This window comes from Streptomyces sp. NBC_01335 (assembly GCF_035953295.1).
Lineage (GTDB): Bacteria > Actinomycetota > Actinomycetes > Streptomycetales > Streptomycetaceae > Streptomyces.
This window is the reverse complement of sequence record NZ_CP108370.1, coordinates 412293-428666: the sequence shown is the minus strand read 5'-3', so window position 1 is coordinate 428666 and position 16374 is coordinate 412293. Positions and strand designations below refer to the sequence as shown.

The following is a 16374-nucleotide window of genomic DNA, read 5'->3' as shown; positions in this document are numbered from 1 at the left end:
CATGAACGGTGTCCGTAACAAAACCGGCCCACTCGAAGGCGCGGTGATCGCGGTGGCCGGCGCGGCCGGCCCGGCGGGCCGGGCCACGCTGCTCCGCCTGGCCGAGGCCGGTGCGACCGTCGTCGGGGCCGACGCCCACCCGGAGCGGCTCGCCGAAGCGGTGGACGCCGCACGGTACGCGCACGGCGGAGCCAGCGTCACCGGCGAGACCGTCGACCTGCTGGACCCGGACGCCGCCCGCGAGTGGGCGGACAAGACGGAGACGGAGTTCGGCCGGATCGACGGCCTGGTCCACCTCGTCGGCGGCTGGCGCGGCAGTGCGAACTTCGCCGACACCAATCTCTCCGACTGGGACGCGCTGGAGAAGCTGCTCATCCGCACCGTGCAGTCCACCTCGCTCGCCTTCCAGGCGGGCCTGCAGCGCAGCGACCGGGGCCGTTACGTCCTGATCAGCGCCTCCGGCGCCACCCGGCCCACTGCGGGAAACGCGGCGTACGCGGCGGCGAAGGCCGCCGCCGAGGCGTGGACCCTCGCCCTCGCCGACGCCTTCCGCAAGGCGGGGGGCGAGGAAGGGCCCAGGACCGCGGCTGCGATCCTGATCGTGAAGGCACTGGTGCACGACGCGATGCGCGCCGAGCGCCCGACTGCGAAATTCGCGGGATTCACCGACGTGACGGAACTGGCGGAGGCCATCGCCGGCGTCTGGGAACGTCCCGCACCCGATGTGAACGGAAAGCGCCTGTGGCTGACCCCGCAACCGTAACGACCGACGCGCGTCGTCATCACGACCCGGAGATACGCGGCTTCGCCAGTGACAACTACGCAGGCACCCACCCGGAGATCCTGGCGGCCCTCGCCCTCGCCAACGACGGCCACCAGGTCGCCTACGGCGGGGACGCGTACACGGACCACCTCCAGGACGTCGTACGCGGCCACTTCGGCGAGGCCGCCGAGGCCTACCCGGTCTTCAACGGAACCGGGGCCAACGTGCTGTCCCTCCAGGCCCTGGCGGACCGCTGGGGCGCGGTGATCTGCGCGGAGTCCGCGCACGTCAACATGGACGAAGGCGGTGCCCCCGAGCGCGTGGGCGGGCTGAAACTGCTCACCGTCCCGGCCGAGGACGGCAAGCTGACGCCCGCGCTCATCGACCGCCAGGCGTACGGCTTCGACGACGAGCACCGCGCGATGCCCCAGGTGGTCTCGATCACCCAGAGCACCGAGCTCGGCACCCTGTACACCCCCGAGGAGATCCGCGAGATCTGCGACCACGCCCACGGACTCGGGATGAAGGTCCACCTCGACGGCTCCAGGATCGCCAACGCGGCGGCCTCCCTGGACCTGCCGATGCGCGCCTTCACCACCGACGCGGGCGTCGACGTGGTCTCCCTCGGCGGCACCAAGAACGGCGCGGTCTTCGGCGAGGCCGTCGTGGTGCTCGACCCCGACGCGGTCCGCGCGATGAAGCGCCTGCGCAAGACGTCGATGCAGCTCGCCTCCAAGATGCGCTTCGTCTCCGTGCAGCTGGAGGCCCTGTTCGCGGGTGACCTCTGGCTGCGCAACGCCCGGCACGCCAACGCGATGGCCCAGCGCCTCGCCGAGGGCGTCCGCGCGCTGGACGGAGTGGAGATCCTCTACCCCGTCCAGTCCAACGGCGTCTTCGCCCGGCTCCCGCACGAGGTCGCCGAACGGCTCCAGAAGCGCTTCCGCTTCTACTTCTGGGACGAGGCAGCGGGAGACGTCCGCTGGATGTGCGCATTCGACACGCGCGAGAGCGACGTGGACGCCTTCGTCGAGGCACTCGCCGAAGAGCTGAAGAGCTGAAGGCGGCGGAGTAGCCACACCCCCGTGCATGGAAATGCGGCCGACCGGAAAAGTATTTGCCTCCGGTCGGCCGCACTCCTAGGGTCGGCGCACATGGAACTGATCCAGGAGAGCCCGGACCTCAACGCCTATCTCGCGGCGGACGAAGCGATCGACCACCAGCACCCGTACGTAGCCGAGACCGCGCAGCGCCTCGGCGCCGGGACCAGCGACGCATACACATACGCCGAGGCCGCGTTCACCTTCGTCCGCGACGCCATCCCGCACTCCGCCGACTCGGGGAACCCGCTGGTCACCTGGCGGGCCTCCGACGTCCTCGCGACCCGGAACGGCATCTGCCACGCCAAGTCCCACGCCCTGGCCGCGCTGCTGCGCGCCGCGGGCATTCCCGCCGCGCTCTGCTACCAGAGACTCCTGGACGACGACGGAAGCGCCCCCATGCTGCACGGGCTCGTCGCCCTGCGGCTCCCGGGGCGGGACCGCTGGGCCCGCGTCGACGCGCGCGGCAACAAGCCCGGCGTCGACGCGCGGTTCTCCCTCGACCACGAACGGCTGGCCTGGCCGGTGCGCCCCGCCTCGGGGGAAGCGGACTACCCCGTGCTGTACGCGGCGCCCCGTCCCGAGGTGCTGGCCGCGCTCCGGCGGGCGCGTGACCGGCAGGAGCTGTGGGAGATGCTGCCCGGCGCGCTCTGAAGCCACCGCGCGCGGCCGGGCCCGCGTGAGTCGACCGCCTGGGTCGACCCGCCTGAGTCGACCCGCGCGGGCCGACTCACCCGGCCCGGTCGCCCGGATCAGCCGCGCTCGCGGACCTCCGCCGCCGTCGGAGCCGTACCGCCGAGGTGGGAGGGCACCCACCAGGTGTCGCCCGCGTCCTTCGGCCGTACCGGATAGGCGCGCTGCGCCGCTTCCAGGAGCTCCTGGACCCGCTCGCGCAGCCGGCGGGTGATGGCCCCCGCGTACTGGTCCACCGGGGCCTCGACCGGGGCGCCGACCCTTATGGTCACCGGGATGTGGTTCCGCCGGAAGTTGCGCGGGTGGCCCTTGGTCCAGATCCGCTGGGTACCCCACAGCGCCATCGGGATCAGCGGAACCCCCGCCTCCTGGGCCAGCCGGGCGGCACCCGACTTGAAGCTCTTCAGGGTGAAGGACGAGGAGATGGTCGCCTCGGGGAACACCCCGACGATCTCGCCGGACCGCAACGAGGCCAGCGCGTGCGCGTAGGCGTCCTCACCCTGCTTGCGGTCGACCGGGATGTGCTTCATGCCGCGCATCAGCGGACCGGACACCTTGTGCCGGAACACCGACTCCTTGGCCATGAACCGGACGAGGCGCTTCTGCGGAAGGGCGGCCAGGCCGGAGAAGATGAAGTCGAGATAACTGATGTGGTTGCTGACCAGCACCGCGCCACCGGTTCTCGGGATGTTCTCCGAACCCTGAGTGTCGATCTTCAGGTCCAGCGCCTTGAACATGGTGCGAGCGGCGCCGATGACCGGTCGATAGACGAGTTCTGCCATCTGGAGAAGACTCCTTCTTCTGCGCCTGGGGGGTTCTCCCGGCGGAAGTTACGCGGCCGTAGGTTTTCGGCATTGTGGCGATGGTGCCCCATGTGCGACGCGGTGGCCAGTCCCGATGGGGCCGGGCGGCGAGATTCTCATCACGTGCCCCGGCCGGGAATGCGCCGCCGTCCCCCGACGCTGACGTCCTGCGAGGAACTCCGACGGAAGGACGACGGTGGACAGGACCACGAGTGCGCAGCGGCTGGACGCGTCCCAACTCGGCGCGGAACTGGGCGAACGGGCGACGCTGGTGCAGTTCTCCACCGCCTTCTGCCAGCCCTGCCGCGCCACTCGCCGCACCCTCGCCGAGGTCGCGGCCATGGTCGAGGGCGTCGCCCACGTCGAGATCGACGCCGAGGCCCACCTCGCGCTCGTCCGCCGGCTCGGCATCCGCAGCACACCGACCGTCCTCGTCCTCGACGCCCGCGGCACGGTCGTCCGCCGCGCGGCCGGGCAGCCGCGCACCGTCGACGTCGTAGCCGCACTCGGTCAGGCGGTGTGACGGGCCGTGACACCGCTCCCACATGGCGATACGCACTTGACGGTAGCGGTCACGCATCGTCAGTCTGACGTTATGCCGCCGGAAATCCTTCTCTACGGCCGGGTCCACGTCGACCTGGCACGCAACGCGAGTGCGCGCTGTCCGGGTGCCTGAGCACCTACGGCCCCGTACGCCCGACTCGCAGAAGGACAATTCCATGACGGTTTCGCCCGAGCTCCGCACCGCCGTGCCCGCCTCCCCCCAGCTGCTGCGCTCCGTCTTCCGGCAGCACGCCGCAGGGGTCGCCGTGATCACCGCCTCCGGTGGGAAGCCCGTCGGATTCACCGCCACCTCACTCAACTCCGTCGCCGCCGAGCCGCCGCTGATCTCCTTCGGCGTCTCCACCACGTCCTCCAGCTGGCCCGTGGTCGCCGAGGCCGCGCACATAGGCGTGCACATACTCGCCGAGGGCCAGGCCGAACTGGCCGCCACCTTCGCCCGCTCCGGGGCCGACCGCTTCGGCCCGGACACCGACTGGCACCACGGGCCCGAGGGTGTACCGGTGCTCGGCGGGGTGGTGGCGTGGCTGGTCTGCCGTGTGGTGGCCCGGGTTCCCGCGGGCGACCACTGCATCGTCATCGCGCAGGTCGAGGTCGGCGACCCCGCAGGCGGGGGCCGCCCGCTCGTCTACCACGAGGGCCGCTTCACCGCGCTGCGGGACTGAACCGAGGCGCTGTCGCGGGGCCGTTCCCGACGCCGGGCCCCTTGGGCCGGCCTGCTCCGGCCCCGCCCGCGGCCGCCCTCTCCGGGCCCGCCGCGTTGGCCACATCACAGTTCCAAGCGCTTGCTTACCGGGCACGTGAAGGGTGTACTGGCGAGTAATATTTCGCTCGGTGTGCCGGTCGCCCTGACCGGGAAACCGTCTCCCCGGGCGCCTATGCTGCGACCGACCGAGGCAGCCCAGAATTCACGATGCAGTAGGAGAGCCGGCGTGAGCTTGAGGATCGTTGTCCCTGTGAAGTACGTGCCCGACGCGACCGGTGACCGGGGGTTCGCCGATGATCTGACGGTGGACCGTGAGGACGTGGACGGTCTGCTGTCGGAGCTGGACGAGTACGCGGTCGAGCAGGCGTTGCAGATCGCGGACGCGGCGGACGACGCGGAGGTCACCGTGGTGACGGTGGGTCCGGAGGATGCGAAGGACGCGTTGCGCAAGGCGTTGTCGATGGGTGCGGACAAGGCGGTGCACGTCGAGGACGACGCGTTGCACGGCAGTGACGTGATGGGGACGTCGTTGGTGCTGGCGAAGGCGATCGAGAAGTCGGGTTACGACCTGGTGGTCTGCGGGATGGCGTCGACGGACGGCACGATGGGGGTGCTGCCGGCGGTGCTGGCGGAGCGTCTGGGTGTGCCGCAGGTGACGTTGCTGTCGGAGGTGTCGGTGTCGGAGGGCACGGTGACGGGGCGGCGTGACGGTGACACGGCGTCGGAGCAGCTGGAGGCGTCGTTGCCGGCGGTGGTGTCGGTGACCGACCAGTCGGGTGAGGCGCGTTACCCGTCGTTCAAGGGGATCATGGCGGCGAAGAAGAAGCCGGTCGAGGCGCTGGATCTGGACGATCTGGAGATCGGTGCGGACGAGGTCGGTCTGGCGGGTGCGTGGACGGTCGTCGACGCGGCGGTGGAGCGTCCGGCGCGCACGGCGGGCACGATCGTGAAGGACGAGGGTGAGGGCGGGCGGAAGCTGGCCGAGTTCCTCGTGGGCCAGAAGTTCATCTGACCCCCTTGCGGCGTCGCGTGGCGGCGTTGTCCCGGGCGTGGGCCGGACAGGTCCTCTGCCCTTCTCTTTGATCTCTGGTTTCGCGGGAAGTGGATGTTCCATGGCTGAGGTTCTGGTTTTTGTCGATCACGTGGACGGTGCGGTCCGTAAGCCCACGCTGGAACTGCTGACGTTGGCGCGGCGTCTGGGTGAGCCGGTCGCGGTGGCGTTGGGTGCGGGTGCGGTGGGCACGGCGGGTGTGCTCGGTGAGCACGGTGCGGTGCGGGTTTTGGCGTCGGAGGCGTCGGAGTTCGGGGAGTACCTGGTGGTGCCGAAGGTCGACGCGTTGGCGGCGGCGGTCGCGGTGGTGTCGCCGGTGGCGGTTTTGGTGCCGTCGTCGGCGGAGGGCAAGGAGGTCGCGGCGCGTCTGGCGGTGCGGATCGGTTCGGGGATCATCACGGACGCGGTGGACGTGGAGGCGGGTGAGTCGGGTCCGGTGGCGACGCAGTCGGCGTTCGCGGCGTCGTTCTCGGTGAAGTCGCGGGTGTCGCGGGGGGTGCCGGTGATCACGGTGAAGCCGAACTCGGCGCCGGTGGAGCCGGTTGCCGCGGCGGGTGCGGTGGAGGAGCTGGCGGTGGAGTTCTCGGCCGCGGCGACGGGGACGAAGGTGCTGTCGCGGACGCCGCGTGCGTCGACGGGGCGTCCGGAGCTGACGGAGGCCGCGATCGTGGTCTCGGGTGGGCGGGGTGTCAACGGTGCGGAGAACTTCGCGGTGATCGAGGCGCTCGCGGACTCGCTGGGTGCGGCGGTCGGCGCGTCGCGGGCGGCGGTCGACGCGGGCTGGTACCCGCACACCAACCAGGTCGGCCAGACCGGTAAGTCGGTCTCCCCGCAGCTGTACATCGCGTCGGGTATCTCGGGTGCGATCCAGCACCGGGCGGGTATGCAGACCTCGAAGACGATCGTCGCGGTCAACAAGGACGCCGAGGCCCCGATCTTCGAACTCGTCGACTTCGGTGTCGTCGGCGACCTCTTCGACGTCGTGCCCCAGCTCACCGAAGAGATCAACACCCGCAAGAACTGAACGACGCAAGAACCGGACACCCCCCTCCCCGTCACGACATGAGCGGGAAGCGGACGGCGACGGGCCGGGACCACGCGGACACCCCCGCACGGACCCGGCCCGTCGCCGTCCACCGTTGACGCGTGTCCGGCCGCGCTTATAGCTTCGCCATGCGGATCATCGATTCCGGTCGGCGGAAGTTCGGGCAAGCGGACGTATCGAGAGCGTGGAGGGTACGGTCATGGGCCGACGGGCTGAAGCGGCGACGAGCCTCGACGACGCGGTGGGCGAGGAGATCGGCGCGTCCCTCGCCGAGGTGGACGCCGAACTCGCGCGCCGCTACCCCGGTGACCCGGGCACCCGCCAGCCCGTGCACACGGTGTACGTACCGGCCGACGCATTCGACGCCGCGACCGTACGCTCCTGGGGCGGCCGGGCGCTCGCCGCGCTCGACGAACACGCCCCGGACGCCGAGTCCTTCGCCGCCGTCCTCGGCCTCCCCGAGGAGCTCGCCGTACCCGTCCACGACCGGGTGCGCGCCAAGCTGGAGCGCGAGCCCGTGGAGGACCTGCGGGTGGACTTCGAGGACGGCTACGGCAGACGTCCGGACGCCGAGGAGGACCAGGCCGCCGCCCGCGCCGCGGACCTGCTCCAGCAGGCGTACGCGGACGGCGGCGCGCCCCCGTACACCGGTATCCGGATGAAGTGCATGGAGGCGTCCGTGCGCGCGCGGGGGATCCGCACCACGGACGTGTTCCTCACCGGGCTCGTACGCTCCGGCGGGCTGCCCGACGGACTGGTGCTCACCCTGCCGAAGGTCACCTACCCGCAGCAGGTCGCCGCCTTCGTCCGGCTGCTCGACGCGTTCGAGCGGACGCACGGCCTGGACGAGGGGCGGCTGCGCTTCGAGATCCAGATCGAGACCAGCCAGTCGATCCTCGCCGCGGACGGTACGGCCGCCGTGGCCAGGATGATCGACGCCGCGCGGGGCCGGGCCACCGGACTGCACTACGGCACTTTCGACTACAGCGCGAGCGTGGGCGTCAGCCCCGCCCACCAGGCGAGCGACCACCCCGCCGCGGACCACGCCAAGGCGGTCATGCAGGTCGCCGCCGCCGGCACCGGCGTACGGGTCTCGGACGGCTCCACCAACGTGCTGCCCGTCGGCTCCACCGACCGCGTCCACCGGGCCTGGCGGCTCCACTACGGCCTCACCCGCCGCGCTCTGGCCCGCGCGTACTACCAGGGCTGGGATATGCACCCGGCGCATCTGCCGACCCGTTACGCGGCCGTCTACGCCTTCTACCGCGAGGGTCTGGACCAGGCGGCGGCCCGCCTCGCCGGGTACGTCGCCAAGTCCGCCGGGGACGTCATGGACGAACCCGCCACCGCCAAGGCGCTCAGCGGCCATCTGCTGCGCGGGATCGACTGCGGGGCCCTGGACGCCGAGGAGGTCACCCGGCTGACCGGGCTCGGCCGCCACGAGCTGGACGCGTACGCGCGAACCGGCCACGGCGCCGCGGCCGGCTGAGCACGGCCGCCGCCGTGCCTTCCCCCGGCCGCCGCGCGTTCTCCGTGGCTCAGGCCGGGGGCAGCTCGCCGGAGCCGCGGGGCACCAGGGTCGTCGGCAGCTCCACCCGGGCGGTGGCGTGTCCGCCGCCCTCCAACCGGCGGAAGAGGTGCTCCGCCGCGGTGCGCCCCACGGCCGCCGCGTCCTGCGCGATCACCGTGATGCCGAGCAGGTCGGCCAGCTCGATGTCGTCGAACCCGACCAGTGCGACCGGTCGTTCGCGGTCGGCGAGCACCCGCACGGCGGTCACCGTCACCCGGTTGTTGCCCGCGAAGACCGCGGTCACCGGCTCCGGTCCCGAGAGCATCTCCTCGGCGGCGGCGCGCACCCGCTCCGGGGCGGTGACCCCGAGGGAGACCCACCGGTCGTCGACGGCGATGCCCGCGTCCGCCATCGCCGCGTGGTAGCCGCGCAGCCGCTCCGTCGTCGTGTGGATGCGCGGCTGGTCGCCGATGAAGCCGATCCGGCGGTGGCCGTGGGCGATCAGGTGGGCCACGCCCTGCCGGGCGCCGCCGAAACTGTCGGAGAGGATGGTGTCGGCGTCCACGAGACCCGCCGGGCGGTCCACGAAGACGGTCGCCACCCCGGCCCTGATCTCCGGCTCCAGATACCGGTGGTCGTCGCCCGCCGGGATCACGATCAGCCCGTCCACCCGTCGCGCGCAGAGCGCGAGCACCAACTCCTGTTCGCGCACCGGGTCCTCGGCGCTGGAGCCGTTGATGAGCAGCGCCCCGTGCGAGCGGGCGACCTCTTCCACGGCGCGGCTCAGCGGACCGTAGAACGGGTCCGCCAGATCCTCCAGGACCAGACCGATGGATGCCGTACGGCCCTTACGCAGAACGCGGGCGCTGTCGTTGCGGCGGAAGCCGAGGGCGTCGATCGCCTCCTGCACCCGGCGCTCGGTGTCGGGCGTGACGCCGGCCTCGCCGTTCACCACCCGGGAGACCGTCTTGAGCCCTACTCCGGCCCGCGCGGCCACGTCTTTCATGGTGGGCCGGTTGCCGTAGCGGGGCTCGGAATGACGGGCGGTCTCGGCCACAGTGCGCTGTCCTGTCGTAGGGTGCGTCGACACCGGTGTCAACGCCACGGGGGATCGGGGCTGTGGCGTCGAGCATAGGCCCTGGACAACGTTGTCATGGCAATACAGACTGTGCAGACCACAAGGACGGAACCAGCAGGTCCGCCCTTCTACTCATCCGGAGAGCCAAGGCCCATGCATACCGACCTCGTCGCAGCCCTCGATATCGGCGGCACCAAGATCGCCGGCGCGCTGGTGGGCGACGACGGCACGCTGCTCGTCCGCGCGCAGCGGCCGACGCCCGCCAAGGAGTCCGGCGAGTCGGTCATGGGGGCGGTGGACGGAGTCCTCTCCGAGCTGATGGCCTCACCGCTCTGGGAGCGCGCCTGTGCGCTGGGCATCGGCAGCGCCGGCCCGGTGGACGCCTCGGCGGGCACGGTCAGCCCGGTCAACGTTCCCGGCTGGCGCGACTTCCCGTTGGTCGACCGGGTGGGCAAGACGATCGGCGGACTGCCGGTCACCCTGGTCGGCGACGGCGTGGCGATGACCGCGGCCGAGCACTGGCAGGGAGCGGCCCGGGGCCACGACAACGCGCTCTGCATGGTCGTGTCGACCGGAGTCGGCGGCGGACTCGTGCTGGGCGGCAGGCTTCACCCCGGACCCACCGGCAACTCCGGCCACATCGGTCACATCAGCGTCGACCTGGACGGCGACCCCTGCCCGTGCGGGGCGCGCGGCTGCGTCGAGCGGATCGCCAGCGGCCCCAACATCGCGCGCCGGGCCCTGGAGAGCGGCTGGCTGCCCGGACCCGACCAAGACGCCACGGCCCGCGCCGTGGCCGCCGCCGCGAAGGCGGGAGACCCCGTGGCCCAGGCGTCCTTCGACCGCGCGGCCCAGGCGCTCGCCGCCGGGATCGCCGCCACGGCGACCCTGGTCGAGATCGACATCGCGGTGATCGGCGGGGGAGTGGCCGGGGCCGGCGACGTGCTCTTCGCCCCGCTGCGGCGGGCCCTGGCCGACTACGCCACGCTCTCCTTCGTGCGCAACCTCACGGTGACCCCCGCGGTGATGGGCAACGACGCCGGACTCGTGGGAGCGGCCGCCGCGGCCACCGTGCGCTGACGACGTACCCGGGCCGTCGCCGGACCCCGGCGCGCCCGGGGCAGGCTGCCGGGCGGCCCGCCGACGGCCAACTGTTCGATGACGAAGCCGGCGGGCGGTGGCCCCGGCGGCTCAGCCGGCGCGGTCGGCCGATGACCCGGCGACCACCACGAGGAAGGCGTCCCGGTCGAGGTCCATCACGACCTCCACCGCGAGCCCCTCGCCGCGGCGCGCGGCCGCGAACTCCTCCGCGGGCCAGCTGCCGCGCGGCCCGCCGGCGGGAAACTGCTTGAGCACCGTCCGACGCATGGTGTGCCCCCTCTGCCGTTGTGCGCGGTCTCGCCGGACCGCCCGATCGCGTGCTCCCGTGACGGCCCGCCGCCTTCCGCCGGGCCACCGGTTCCGCGTGGCCGGTACGTCGGGGCGTCCGCCGACGGGTACCCCGTCCACGGCTCCGTACAACAGGTTCGTCGCACCGGGTTTTCGCCACAGGGTGTTCAGGGCAAGCCACAGAAGGCTGGAGCCCCTCCGGACGACCCGGCCGCGCCGAAGGACGGGACCCGCGGCGCGGACCTCGGGCAGGGCGGCCGTGCGGCACGGGCCGGGCTCGGCGCCGGGCGGCACGGCGGTGGGGCGCGAGCGCGGCACGGACCGGAAGAGATGCCTGGCGAAGGGGGAGCCGTGATCGTCTGGGTCAACGGTGCGTTCAGTGCGGGCAAGACCAGCGCGGCCTGCGAGCTGCTCGATCTGATCCCGAACAGCACGCTGTACGACCCCGGGCTGACCGGCGCCGCGCTGCGTGGACTGCTGCCCCGGAAGCGGCTGGCGGAGGTGACCGACTTCCAGGACCTGCCCATCTGGCGGCGCCTGGTCGTCGACACCGCGGCGGCGCTGCTCGCCGAGGTCCCGGGCACGCTCGTGGTCCCGATGACGCTGCTGCGCCAGGAGTACCGGGACGAGATATTCGGCGGACTCGCCTCCCGCCGCATCCCCGTCCACCACGTGCTGCTCCTCCCAGAGGAAACGATCCTGCGCCAGCGGATCTCGCAACGGCACGCGTCCCCCGAAGGTCTTCAGGACCCCGGGGGCCTTGAGGACCCCGAGCGGAGCCGGCGCGGCCGCCGCTGGTGCCTCGAACACATCGAGCCCTACCGCGCGGCCCTCCCGTGGCTCACCGCCGACGCCCACGTCATCGACACCGGCGCCCTCACCCCGCGCGAGACCGCGCTGCGGATCGAGGAAGCGGTACGCACCGGCGCCGCCCGGGAGTGCGGGATCGTCCAGAACCCCTCCCCGACCGCCGAGACGGTCGCCTCCGGCGTCCTCCTCTTCGACGAACACGGCCGGGTCCTCCTCGTCGATCCCACCTACAAGGCGGGCTGGGAGTTTCCCGGCGGGATCGTCGAGGCGGGCGAAGCACCGGCACGGGCGGGAGTCCGGGAGGTCGCCGAGGAGATCGGCCTGGTCCTGGCCACCGAGCCCAGGCTGCTGGTGGTCGACTGGGAGGCGCCCCGCCCGCCCGGCTACGGCGGCCTGCGGTTCCTCTTCGACGGGGGCCTCCTGCGGGACGAGGACACGGCGGGGCTGCGGCTCCAGAACTCCGAGCTGCGGGAATGGCGTTTCGTCACCGAGGAGGAGGCCGCCCGGCTTCTCCCGCCGACCCGCTGGACCCGGCTGAGATGGGCGCTCCGGGCCCGCGAGCGCTCCACCGTCCTCAATCTGGAGGCAGGGGTGCCGGTCGGCTGAGAGAGCCGGGCGGAGCCGGCGGACCCGGGGGCGAGGCCGCGAGCCGCCCGCACGGGCCGCACCGCACGGGCCGCACCGCACGGGCCGCACCGCACGGGCCGCACCGCACGGGCCGCACCGCACGGGCCGCACCGCACGGGCCGCACCGCACGGGCCGCACCGCACGGGCCGCACCGCACCGGCCGCCCGCACCGGCCGCACCGGCCCCCAGCAGGCCCCCTCGGCCCCACCAGGCCTCGCAGACCTCCCCTCCGGCTGCCCGTCAGCCCTGCCGGGACTCCGCGTAGTTCCGGAGGAACAGCGCCTCCGCGACCGCGAGGCGCTCCAGCTCCTCGGGCGAGACGCTCTCGTTCACCGCGTGGATCTGCGCCTCGGGCTCGCTCAGCCCGATGAGCAGGATCTCCGACTCCGGGTACAGCTGCGCCAGCGTGTTGCAGAGCGGGATCGATCCGCCCATGCCCGCCGTCTGCATCTCCTCGCCCGGGTACGCGACCCGCATCGCCGCCGCCATCGAGGTGTACGCCGGGCTGGTCACGTCCGCGCGGAACGGCTGGCCCTGGCCCACCTGTTCGACCGTGACACGCGCTCCCCACGGGGCGTGCGACTCCAGGTGCGCGGTCAGCAGCTTCGTCGCCTCGACGGCGTCCTGGCCCGGCGGTACCCGCAGGCTGACCTGGGCCCGCGCGCTCGCCTGCACGGACGGCGTGGCGCCGACGACCGGCGGGCAGTCGATCCCGATCACGGTCACCGCGGGCCGCGCCCAGATGCGGTCCGCGACCGTACCCGCGCCGATCAGCTCCACCCCGTCCAGCACCTTGGCGTCCCTGCGGAACTCCTCCTCCGGGTACTGCAGCCCCTCCCAGGAGGCGTCCCCGGCCAGCCCGTCCACCGTCGTCGTACCGTCCTCGGACCGCAGCGAGGCGAGCAGCTGGATCATCGCGGCGAGCGCGTCCGGGACGGCGCCGCCGAACTGGCCGGAATGCAGGTTCCCCTCAAGGGTGTTGAGCGTCACGCGCAGCATCGTCATGCCGCGCAGGGTCGCGGTGACGGTCGGCAGGCCGACCCGGAAGTTGCCCGCGTCGCCGATGACGATCGCGTCCGCGACGAGCAGCTCCGGGTGCTCCTCGGCGTACCGCTCCAGCCCGCCGGTGCCCTGCTCCTCGGACCCCTCCGCGACCACCTTCACGCCGACCGGCACGCCGCCGTCGGCCTTGAGGGCGCGCAGCGCGAGCAGATGCATGATCAGACCGCCCTTGCAGTCCGCCGTCCCGCGGCCGTACCAGCGGCCGTTCCGCTCGGTCAGTTCGAACGGCGGGGAGAGCCAGGCCGACTCGTCGAGCGGCGGCTGCACGTCGTAGTGGGCGTACAGCAGCACGGTCGGGGCTCCGGCCGGGCCGGGGAGGTAGCCGTAGACGGACTGGGTGCCGTCGGGGGTGTCCAGCAGCGCGACGTCCTGGAATCCCTCCGCGGTGAGCGCGTCGGCGACCCAGCCGGCCGCCGCCTCGCACTCGCTCTTCGGGAACTGCGCGGGATCCGCCACCGACTGGAACGCCACCAGCTCGCTCAGCTCCGCCTTGGCACGGGGCATCAGCGAGGCAACGGTTTCGGGGATCGGACGGGCGGTCATGGGAACGCTCCTTGTGAGTGCGGTGCTGGGTGGTCGTGCGAGGCGTGCACGGCCGTGGACGACGCCGTTTGTCCTGCGTTGTCCGTACGACGAAAACACTGCCGATCCTCCCACAGCGGACCCTGGCCGGATCGCGCCGTAGGATGCCGTCAGTAGCTGGGGCAACTGGTCGGATCGGGAGCAGAAGCACATCGTGAGCAGCGAGAACGCAGACGCCGGGCGTGAGCACGAAGAGTCGTCGGTGTGGGACGTCGTGGTAGTCGGTGCAGGGCCGGCCGGTGCCTCCGCGGCATACGCGGCAGCCGTCGCGGGCCGCCGGGTCCTGCTGCTGGAGAAGGCGGAGCTGCCCCGCTACAAGACATGCGGCGGCGGGATCATCGGATATTCGCGCGATTCGCTTCCGCCGGGATTCGAACTGCCCCTGCGGGACCGCGTGCACGCCGTCACCTTCTCCCTCAACGGAAAGCTGGCGCGTACCCGCAAGTCGAAGCGCATGCTCTTCGGCCTCATCAACCGGCCCGAGTTCGACGCCCAGCTCGTCGAGGAGGCGCAGAAGGCCGGCGCGGAACTGCGTACGGGTGCCTCCGTCGCGCGGGTCGAGCAGCACGGCTCGTCCGTACCGGACCGGCGCACCGTCGCGGTGGTGCTGGCCGGCGGCGAGACGGTGCTCGCACGGGCCGTCGTCGGGGCGGACGGCAGTGCCGGACGCATAGGCGCCCACGTCGGGGTGAAGCTCGATCAGGTGGACCTCGGCCTGGAGGCGGAGATCCCCGTCCCCGAGACGGTCGCCGAGGACTGGGCCGGACGGGTGCTCATCGACTGGGGCCCGATGCCCGGCAGTTACGGCTGGGTCTTCCCCAAGGGCGACACGCTGACGGTCGGGGTGATCTCCGCCCGGGGTGACGGCGCCGGGACCAAGCGGTACCTGGAGGACTTCGTCGCCCGTCTCGGGCTGGCCGGGTTCGAGCCGAAGATCTCCTCGGGCCACCTCACCCGCTGCCGCAGCGAGGACTCGCCGCTCTCCCGGGGCCGGGTCGTGGTCTGCGGTGACGCGGCGGGCCTCCTGGAGCCCTGGACCCGCGAGGGCATCTCCTTCGCGCTCCGCTCCGGCCGGCTGGCGGGGGAGTGGGCGGTACGCATCGCCGAGGCCCGCGACGCGGTGGACGCCCGGCGCCAGGCGCTCAACTACGCCTTCGCCATCAAGGCCGGACTCGGTGTCGAGATGAACGTCGGACGCCGGATGCTCAAGCTCTTCGAGCGCCGCCCCGGTGTCCTGCACGCGGTGCTCACGACCTTCCGGCCGGCCTGGAAGGCGTTCGCCGGAATCACCCGGGGAACGACCTCGCTGGCCGAACTGGTCCGTACCCACCCGCTGGCGCACCGCGCGCTCTCCGTGATGGACCGCCGGTCGGCCGAGAACGGCTGACCGGCTCCCGCCCGAGCGGCGGCGGCCCGGTCAGTCACGACCCCCGCCCGCCCCGCTCCGGCGGGCGGGCCGGCGCAGCTGGAGCGCCCAGAGAGCCTTCTGGGCGAGGAGGGTGAGGGTGCCGGCGAGCACGATGCCGCCGAGGTTGGCGAGGAGTTGCTGCGAGGAACCCGTGGTTTGCGTGTAGTCGGAGTAGCTGAACGCCACCGCCGCGTTGGCCGCCGCCGGGACCGTCGTCACCGAGATCGTCACCCCGATCAGCGCGGCCGACTTCGACGAGGTGAGCGACAGGGTCCCCGCGATCCCCGCGAGGAACGCCACGACGAACGACATCCGGTCCGGCTGCCAGATGAACGAGGTGTTCGGCCGGTCCGCCTCGACCATCGACCTCGTGAACAGCCCGCAGGCGTCCATGAGCCAGGCGAACCCGGCGGTCATCACCATCGCCGCCGCGAACCCGCCGACGAGCGCGGCCAGCGAGCGTGCCACCAGCCGGGGCGCCCGCTGCACCAGAGCGGTGGAGACACCGGCCAGCGGTCCGAACTCCGGGCCCACGACCATCGCGCCGACGATCAGGATCGCGTTGTCCAGCATCACGCCGACCGCGGCGAGCATGGTGGCGATCGTCAGGAAAGCGACGTAGGTGACGCTGAACGTCGACTCCTCGTGCGTGACCTCCGTCAGCTCCTCCCACAGCACCGCGTCGGCACCCTCGCCCGGTGCTTGTTCCTCGGCCCGGTCGGCATGCTCGGAGAGCGTCAGGTCCAGATTCTCCACGGTGATGGAGCCCGTGCGGTCGATACCGAGCCGGCGCAGCCGACCGATCAGTTCGTCACCCGCCTCCCGGGCGACGTCGCAGAGCACCAGGTCGCCGGCGGGCGAGCGGGCGGCGCCCGGCAGCACGACGAGATGGGCGGTTCCCACGCTGTCGTCGAGCAGCCTCACCACCTCGTCCGTGCGTGCGGGCGGAACGATCAGACGCAGATGCAGCACGGGGCAGGCCTCCCGGAGGTGGCCGGGATGCGTACGTCCGGGCCATGGGGGTTCGTACGACGGATAGCCGTTCGACCTCTTATACCTCGTGGCCGAGGCCGGAATCGGAGTGCCGGACACTCCGCACGGTCCCTGGCCGAGCAGCGTCGGCGGACCGCCGCCGACCGGAGCGGACCGAACCGAACCGGCGGGCGGGCGTCCGTCGCAGCCCACCGG

General features: G+C 72.4%; 16 protein-coding genes. 11 read left to right on the top strand and 5 right to left on the bottom strand.

Annotated elements, in window-relative coordinates:
* Nucleotide 1 precedes the first annotated feature (1 nt).
* From OG599_RS01785 to OG599_RS01775, 3 genes are all read left to right on the top strand, one after another.
* Complete coding sequence (locus tag OG599_RS01785; RefSeq protein ID WP_327179898.1) at nt 2–763, top strand: SDR family NAD(P)-dependent oxidoreductase; 762 nt, start codon at nt 2–4, stop codon at nt 761–763.
* Entirely contained in the window at nt 742–1821 is a 1080-nt protein-coding gene (locus OG599_RS01780; protein ID WP_327174128.1) for a threonine aldolase family protein, read from the top strand. Before OG599_RS01785 ends, OG599_RS01780 begins: the two co-directional genes overlap by 22 nt.
* 93 nt (nt 1822–1914) lie before the next feature.
* On the top strand, nt 1915–2514 hold the full coding sequence (locus OG599_RS01775; RefSeq protein WP_327174127.1) for a transglutaminase family protein: 600 nt from the start codon (nt 1915–1917) through the stop codon (nt 2512–2514).
* A gap of 98 nt (nt 2515–2612) precedes the next feature.
* Here OG599_RS01775 and OG599_RS01770 read toward each other — a convergent pair whose 3' ends face one another.
* The gene (locus OG599_RS01770) at nt 2613–3335 is read right to left on the bottom strand and encodes a lysophospholipid acyltransferase family protein (protein ID WP_327174126.1); all 723 of its coding nucleotides are present in this window, start codon (nt 3333–3335) and stop codon (nt 2613–2615) included.
* Nucleotides 3336–3552: 217 nt separating this feature from the next.
* Between OG599_RS01770 and OG599_RS01765 the strand changes: the two genes are divergently transcribed.
* The 5 genes from OG599_RS01765 (at nt 3553) to OG599_RS01745 (ending at nt 8208) form a co-directional block, all read left to right on the top strand.
* Nucleotides 3553–3879, top strand: a complete 327-nt coding sequence (locus OG599_RS01765) for a TlpA family protein disulfide reductase (RefSeq protein ID WP_327174125.1) — start codon at nt 3553–3555, stop codon at nt 3877–3879.
* Nucleotides 3880–4075: 196 nt separating this feature from the next.
* A complete protein-coding gene (locus tag OG599_RS01760) occupies nt 4076–4582 on the top strand; it encodes a flavin reductase family protein (protein WP_327174124.1) in 507 nt (168 codons plus the stop codon).
* A gap of 267 nt (nt 4583–4849) precedes the next feature.
* A complete protein-coding gene (locus tag OG599_RS01755; protein WP_327174123.1) occupies nt 4850–5635 on the top strand; it encodes an electron transfer flavoprotein subunit beta/FixA family protein in 786 nt (261 codons plus the stop codon).
* Between the two features lie 100 nt (nt 5636–5735).
* Nucleotides 5736–6698, top strand: coding sequence for an electron transfer flavoprotein subunit alpha/FixB family protein (locus OG599_RS01750; protein WP_327174122.1), 963 nt, complete (start codon nt 5736–5738; stop codon nt 6696–6698).
* A 220-nt stretch (nt 6699–6918) separates the two neighbouring features.
* Nucleotides 6919–8208 carry a DUF6986 family protein gene (locus tag OG599_RS01745; protein WP_327174121.1) on the top strand — a complete coding sequence of 430 codons (1290 nt, stop codon included), beginning with the start codon at nt 6919–6921 and terminating at the stop codon, nt 8206–8208.
* A gap of 49 nt (nt 8209–8257) precedes the next feature.
* On the opposite strand, the gene OG599_RS01740 is transcribed toward OG599_RS01745, so the two are convergent.
* Entirely contained in the window at nt 8258–9286 is a 1029-nt protein-coding gene (locus OG599_RS01740; protein ID WP_327174120.1) for a LacI family DNA-binding transcriptional regulator, read from the bottom strand.
* A 174-nt stretch (nt 9287–9460) separates the two neighbouring features.
* On the opposite strand from OG599_RS01740, the gene OG599_RS01735 reads away from it, so the two are divergent.
* The gene (locus OG599_RS01735) at nt 9461–10387 is read left to right on the top strand and encodes an ROK family protein (protein ID WP_327174119.1); all 927 of its coding nucleotides are present in this window, start codon (nt 9461–9463) and stop codon (nt 10385–10387) included.
* 111 nt (nt 10388–10498) lie between these two features.
* Here OG599_RS01735 and OG599_RS01730 read toward each other — a convergent pair whose 3' ends face one another.
* A complete protein-coding gene (locus tag OG599_RS01730) occupies nt 10499–10675 on the bottom strand; it encodes a hypothetical protein (RefSeq protein ID WP_327174118.1) in 177 nt (58 codons plus the stop codon).
* Nucleotides 10676–11047: 372 nt separating this feature from the next.
* Here OG599_RS01730 and OG599_RS01725 point away from each other — a divergent pair, with 372 nt between their 5' ends.
* The gene (locus OG599_RS01725; protein WP_327179897.1) at nt 11048–12112 is read left to right on the top strand and encodes an NUDIX hydrolase; all 1065 of its coding nucleotides are present in this window, start codon (nt 11048–11050) and stop codon (nt 12110–12112) included.
* A 262-nt stretch (nt 12113–12374) separates the two neighbouring features.
* Here the strand turns inward: OG599_RS01725 and OG599_RS01720 are convergent, their stop codons facing one another.
* Nucleotides 12375–13739, bottom strand: coding sequence for a dipeptidase (locus OG599_RS01720; protein WP_327174117.1), 1365 nt, complete (start codon nt 13737–13739; stop codon nt 12375–12377).
* 193 nt (nt 13740–13932) lie between these two features.
* On the opposite strand from OG599_RS01720, the gene OG599_RS01715 reads away from it, so the two are divergent.
* Nucleotides 13933–15165, top strand: coding sequence for a geranylgeranyl reductase family protein (locus OG599_RS01715; RefSeq protein ID WP_327174116.1), 1233 nt, complete (start codon nt 13933–13935; stop codon nt 15163–15165).
* 30 nt (nt 15166–15195) lie between these two features.
* On the opposite strand, the gene OG599_RS01710 is transcribed toward OG599_RS01715, so the two are convergent.
* On the bottom strand, nt 15196–16158 hold the full coding sequence (locus OG599_RS01710) for a DUF389 domain-containing protein (RefSeq protein WP_327174115.1): 963 nt from the start codon (nt 16156–16158) through the stop codon (nt 15196–15198).
* Nucleotides 16159–16374 lie beyond the last annotated feature (216 nt).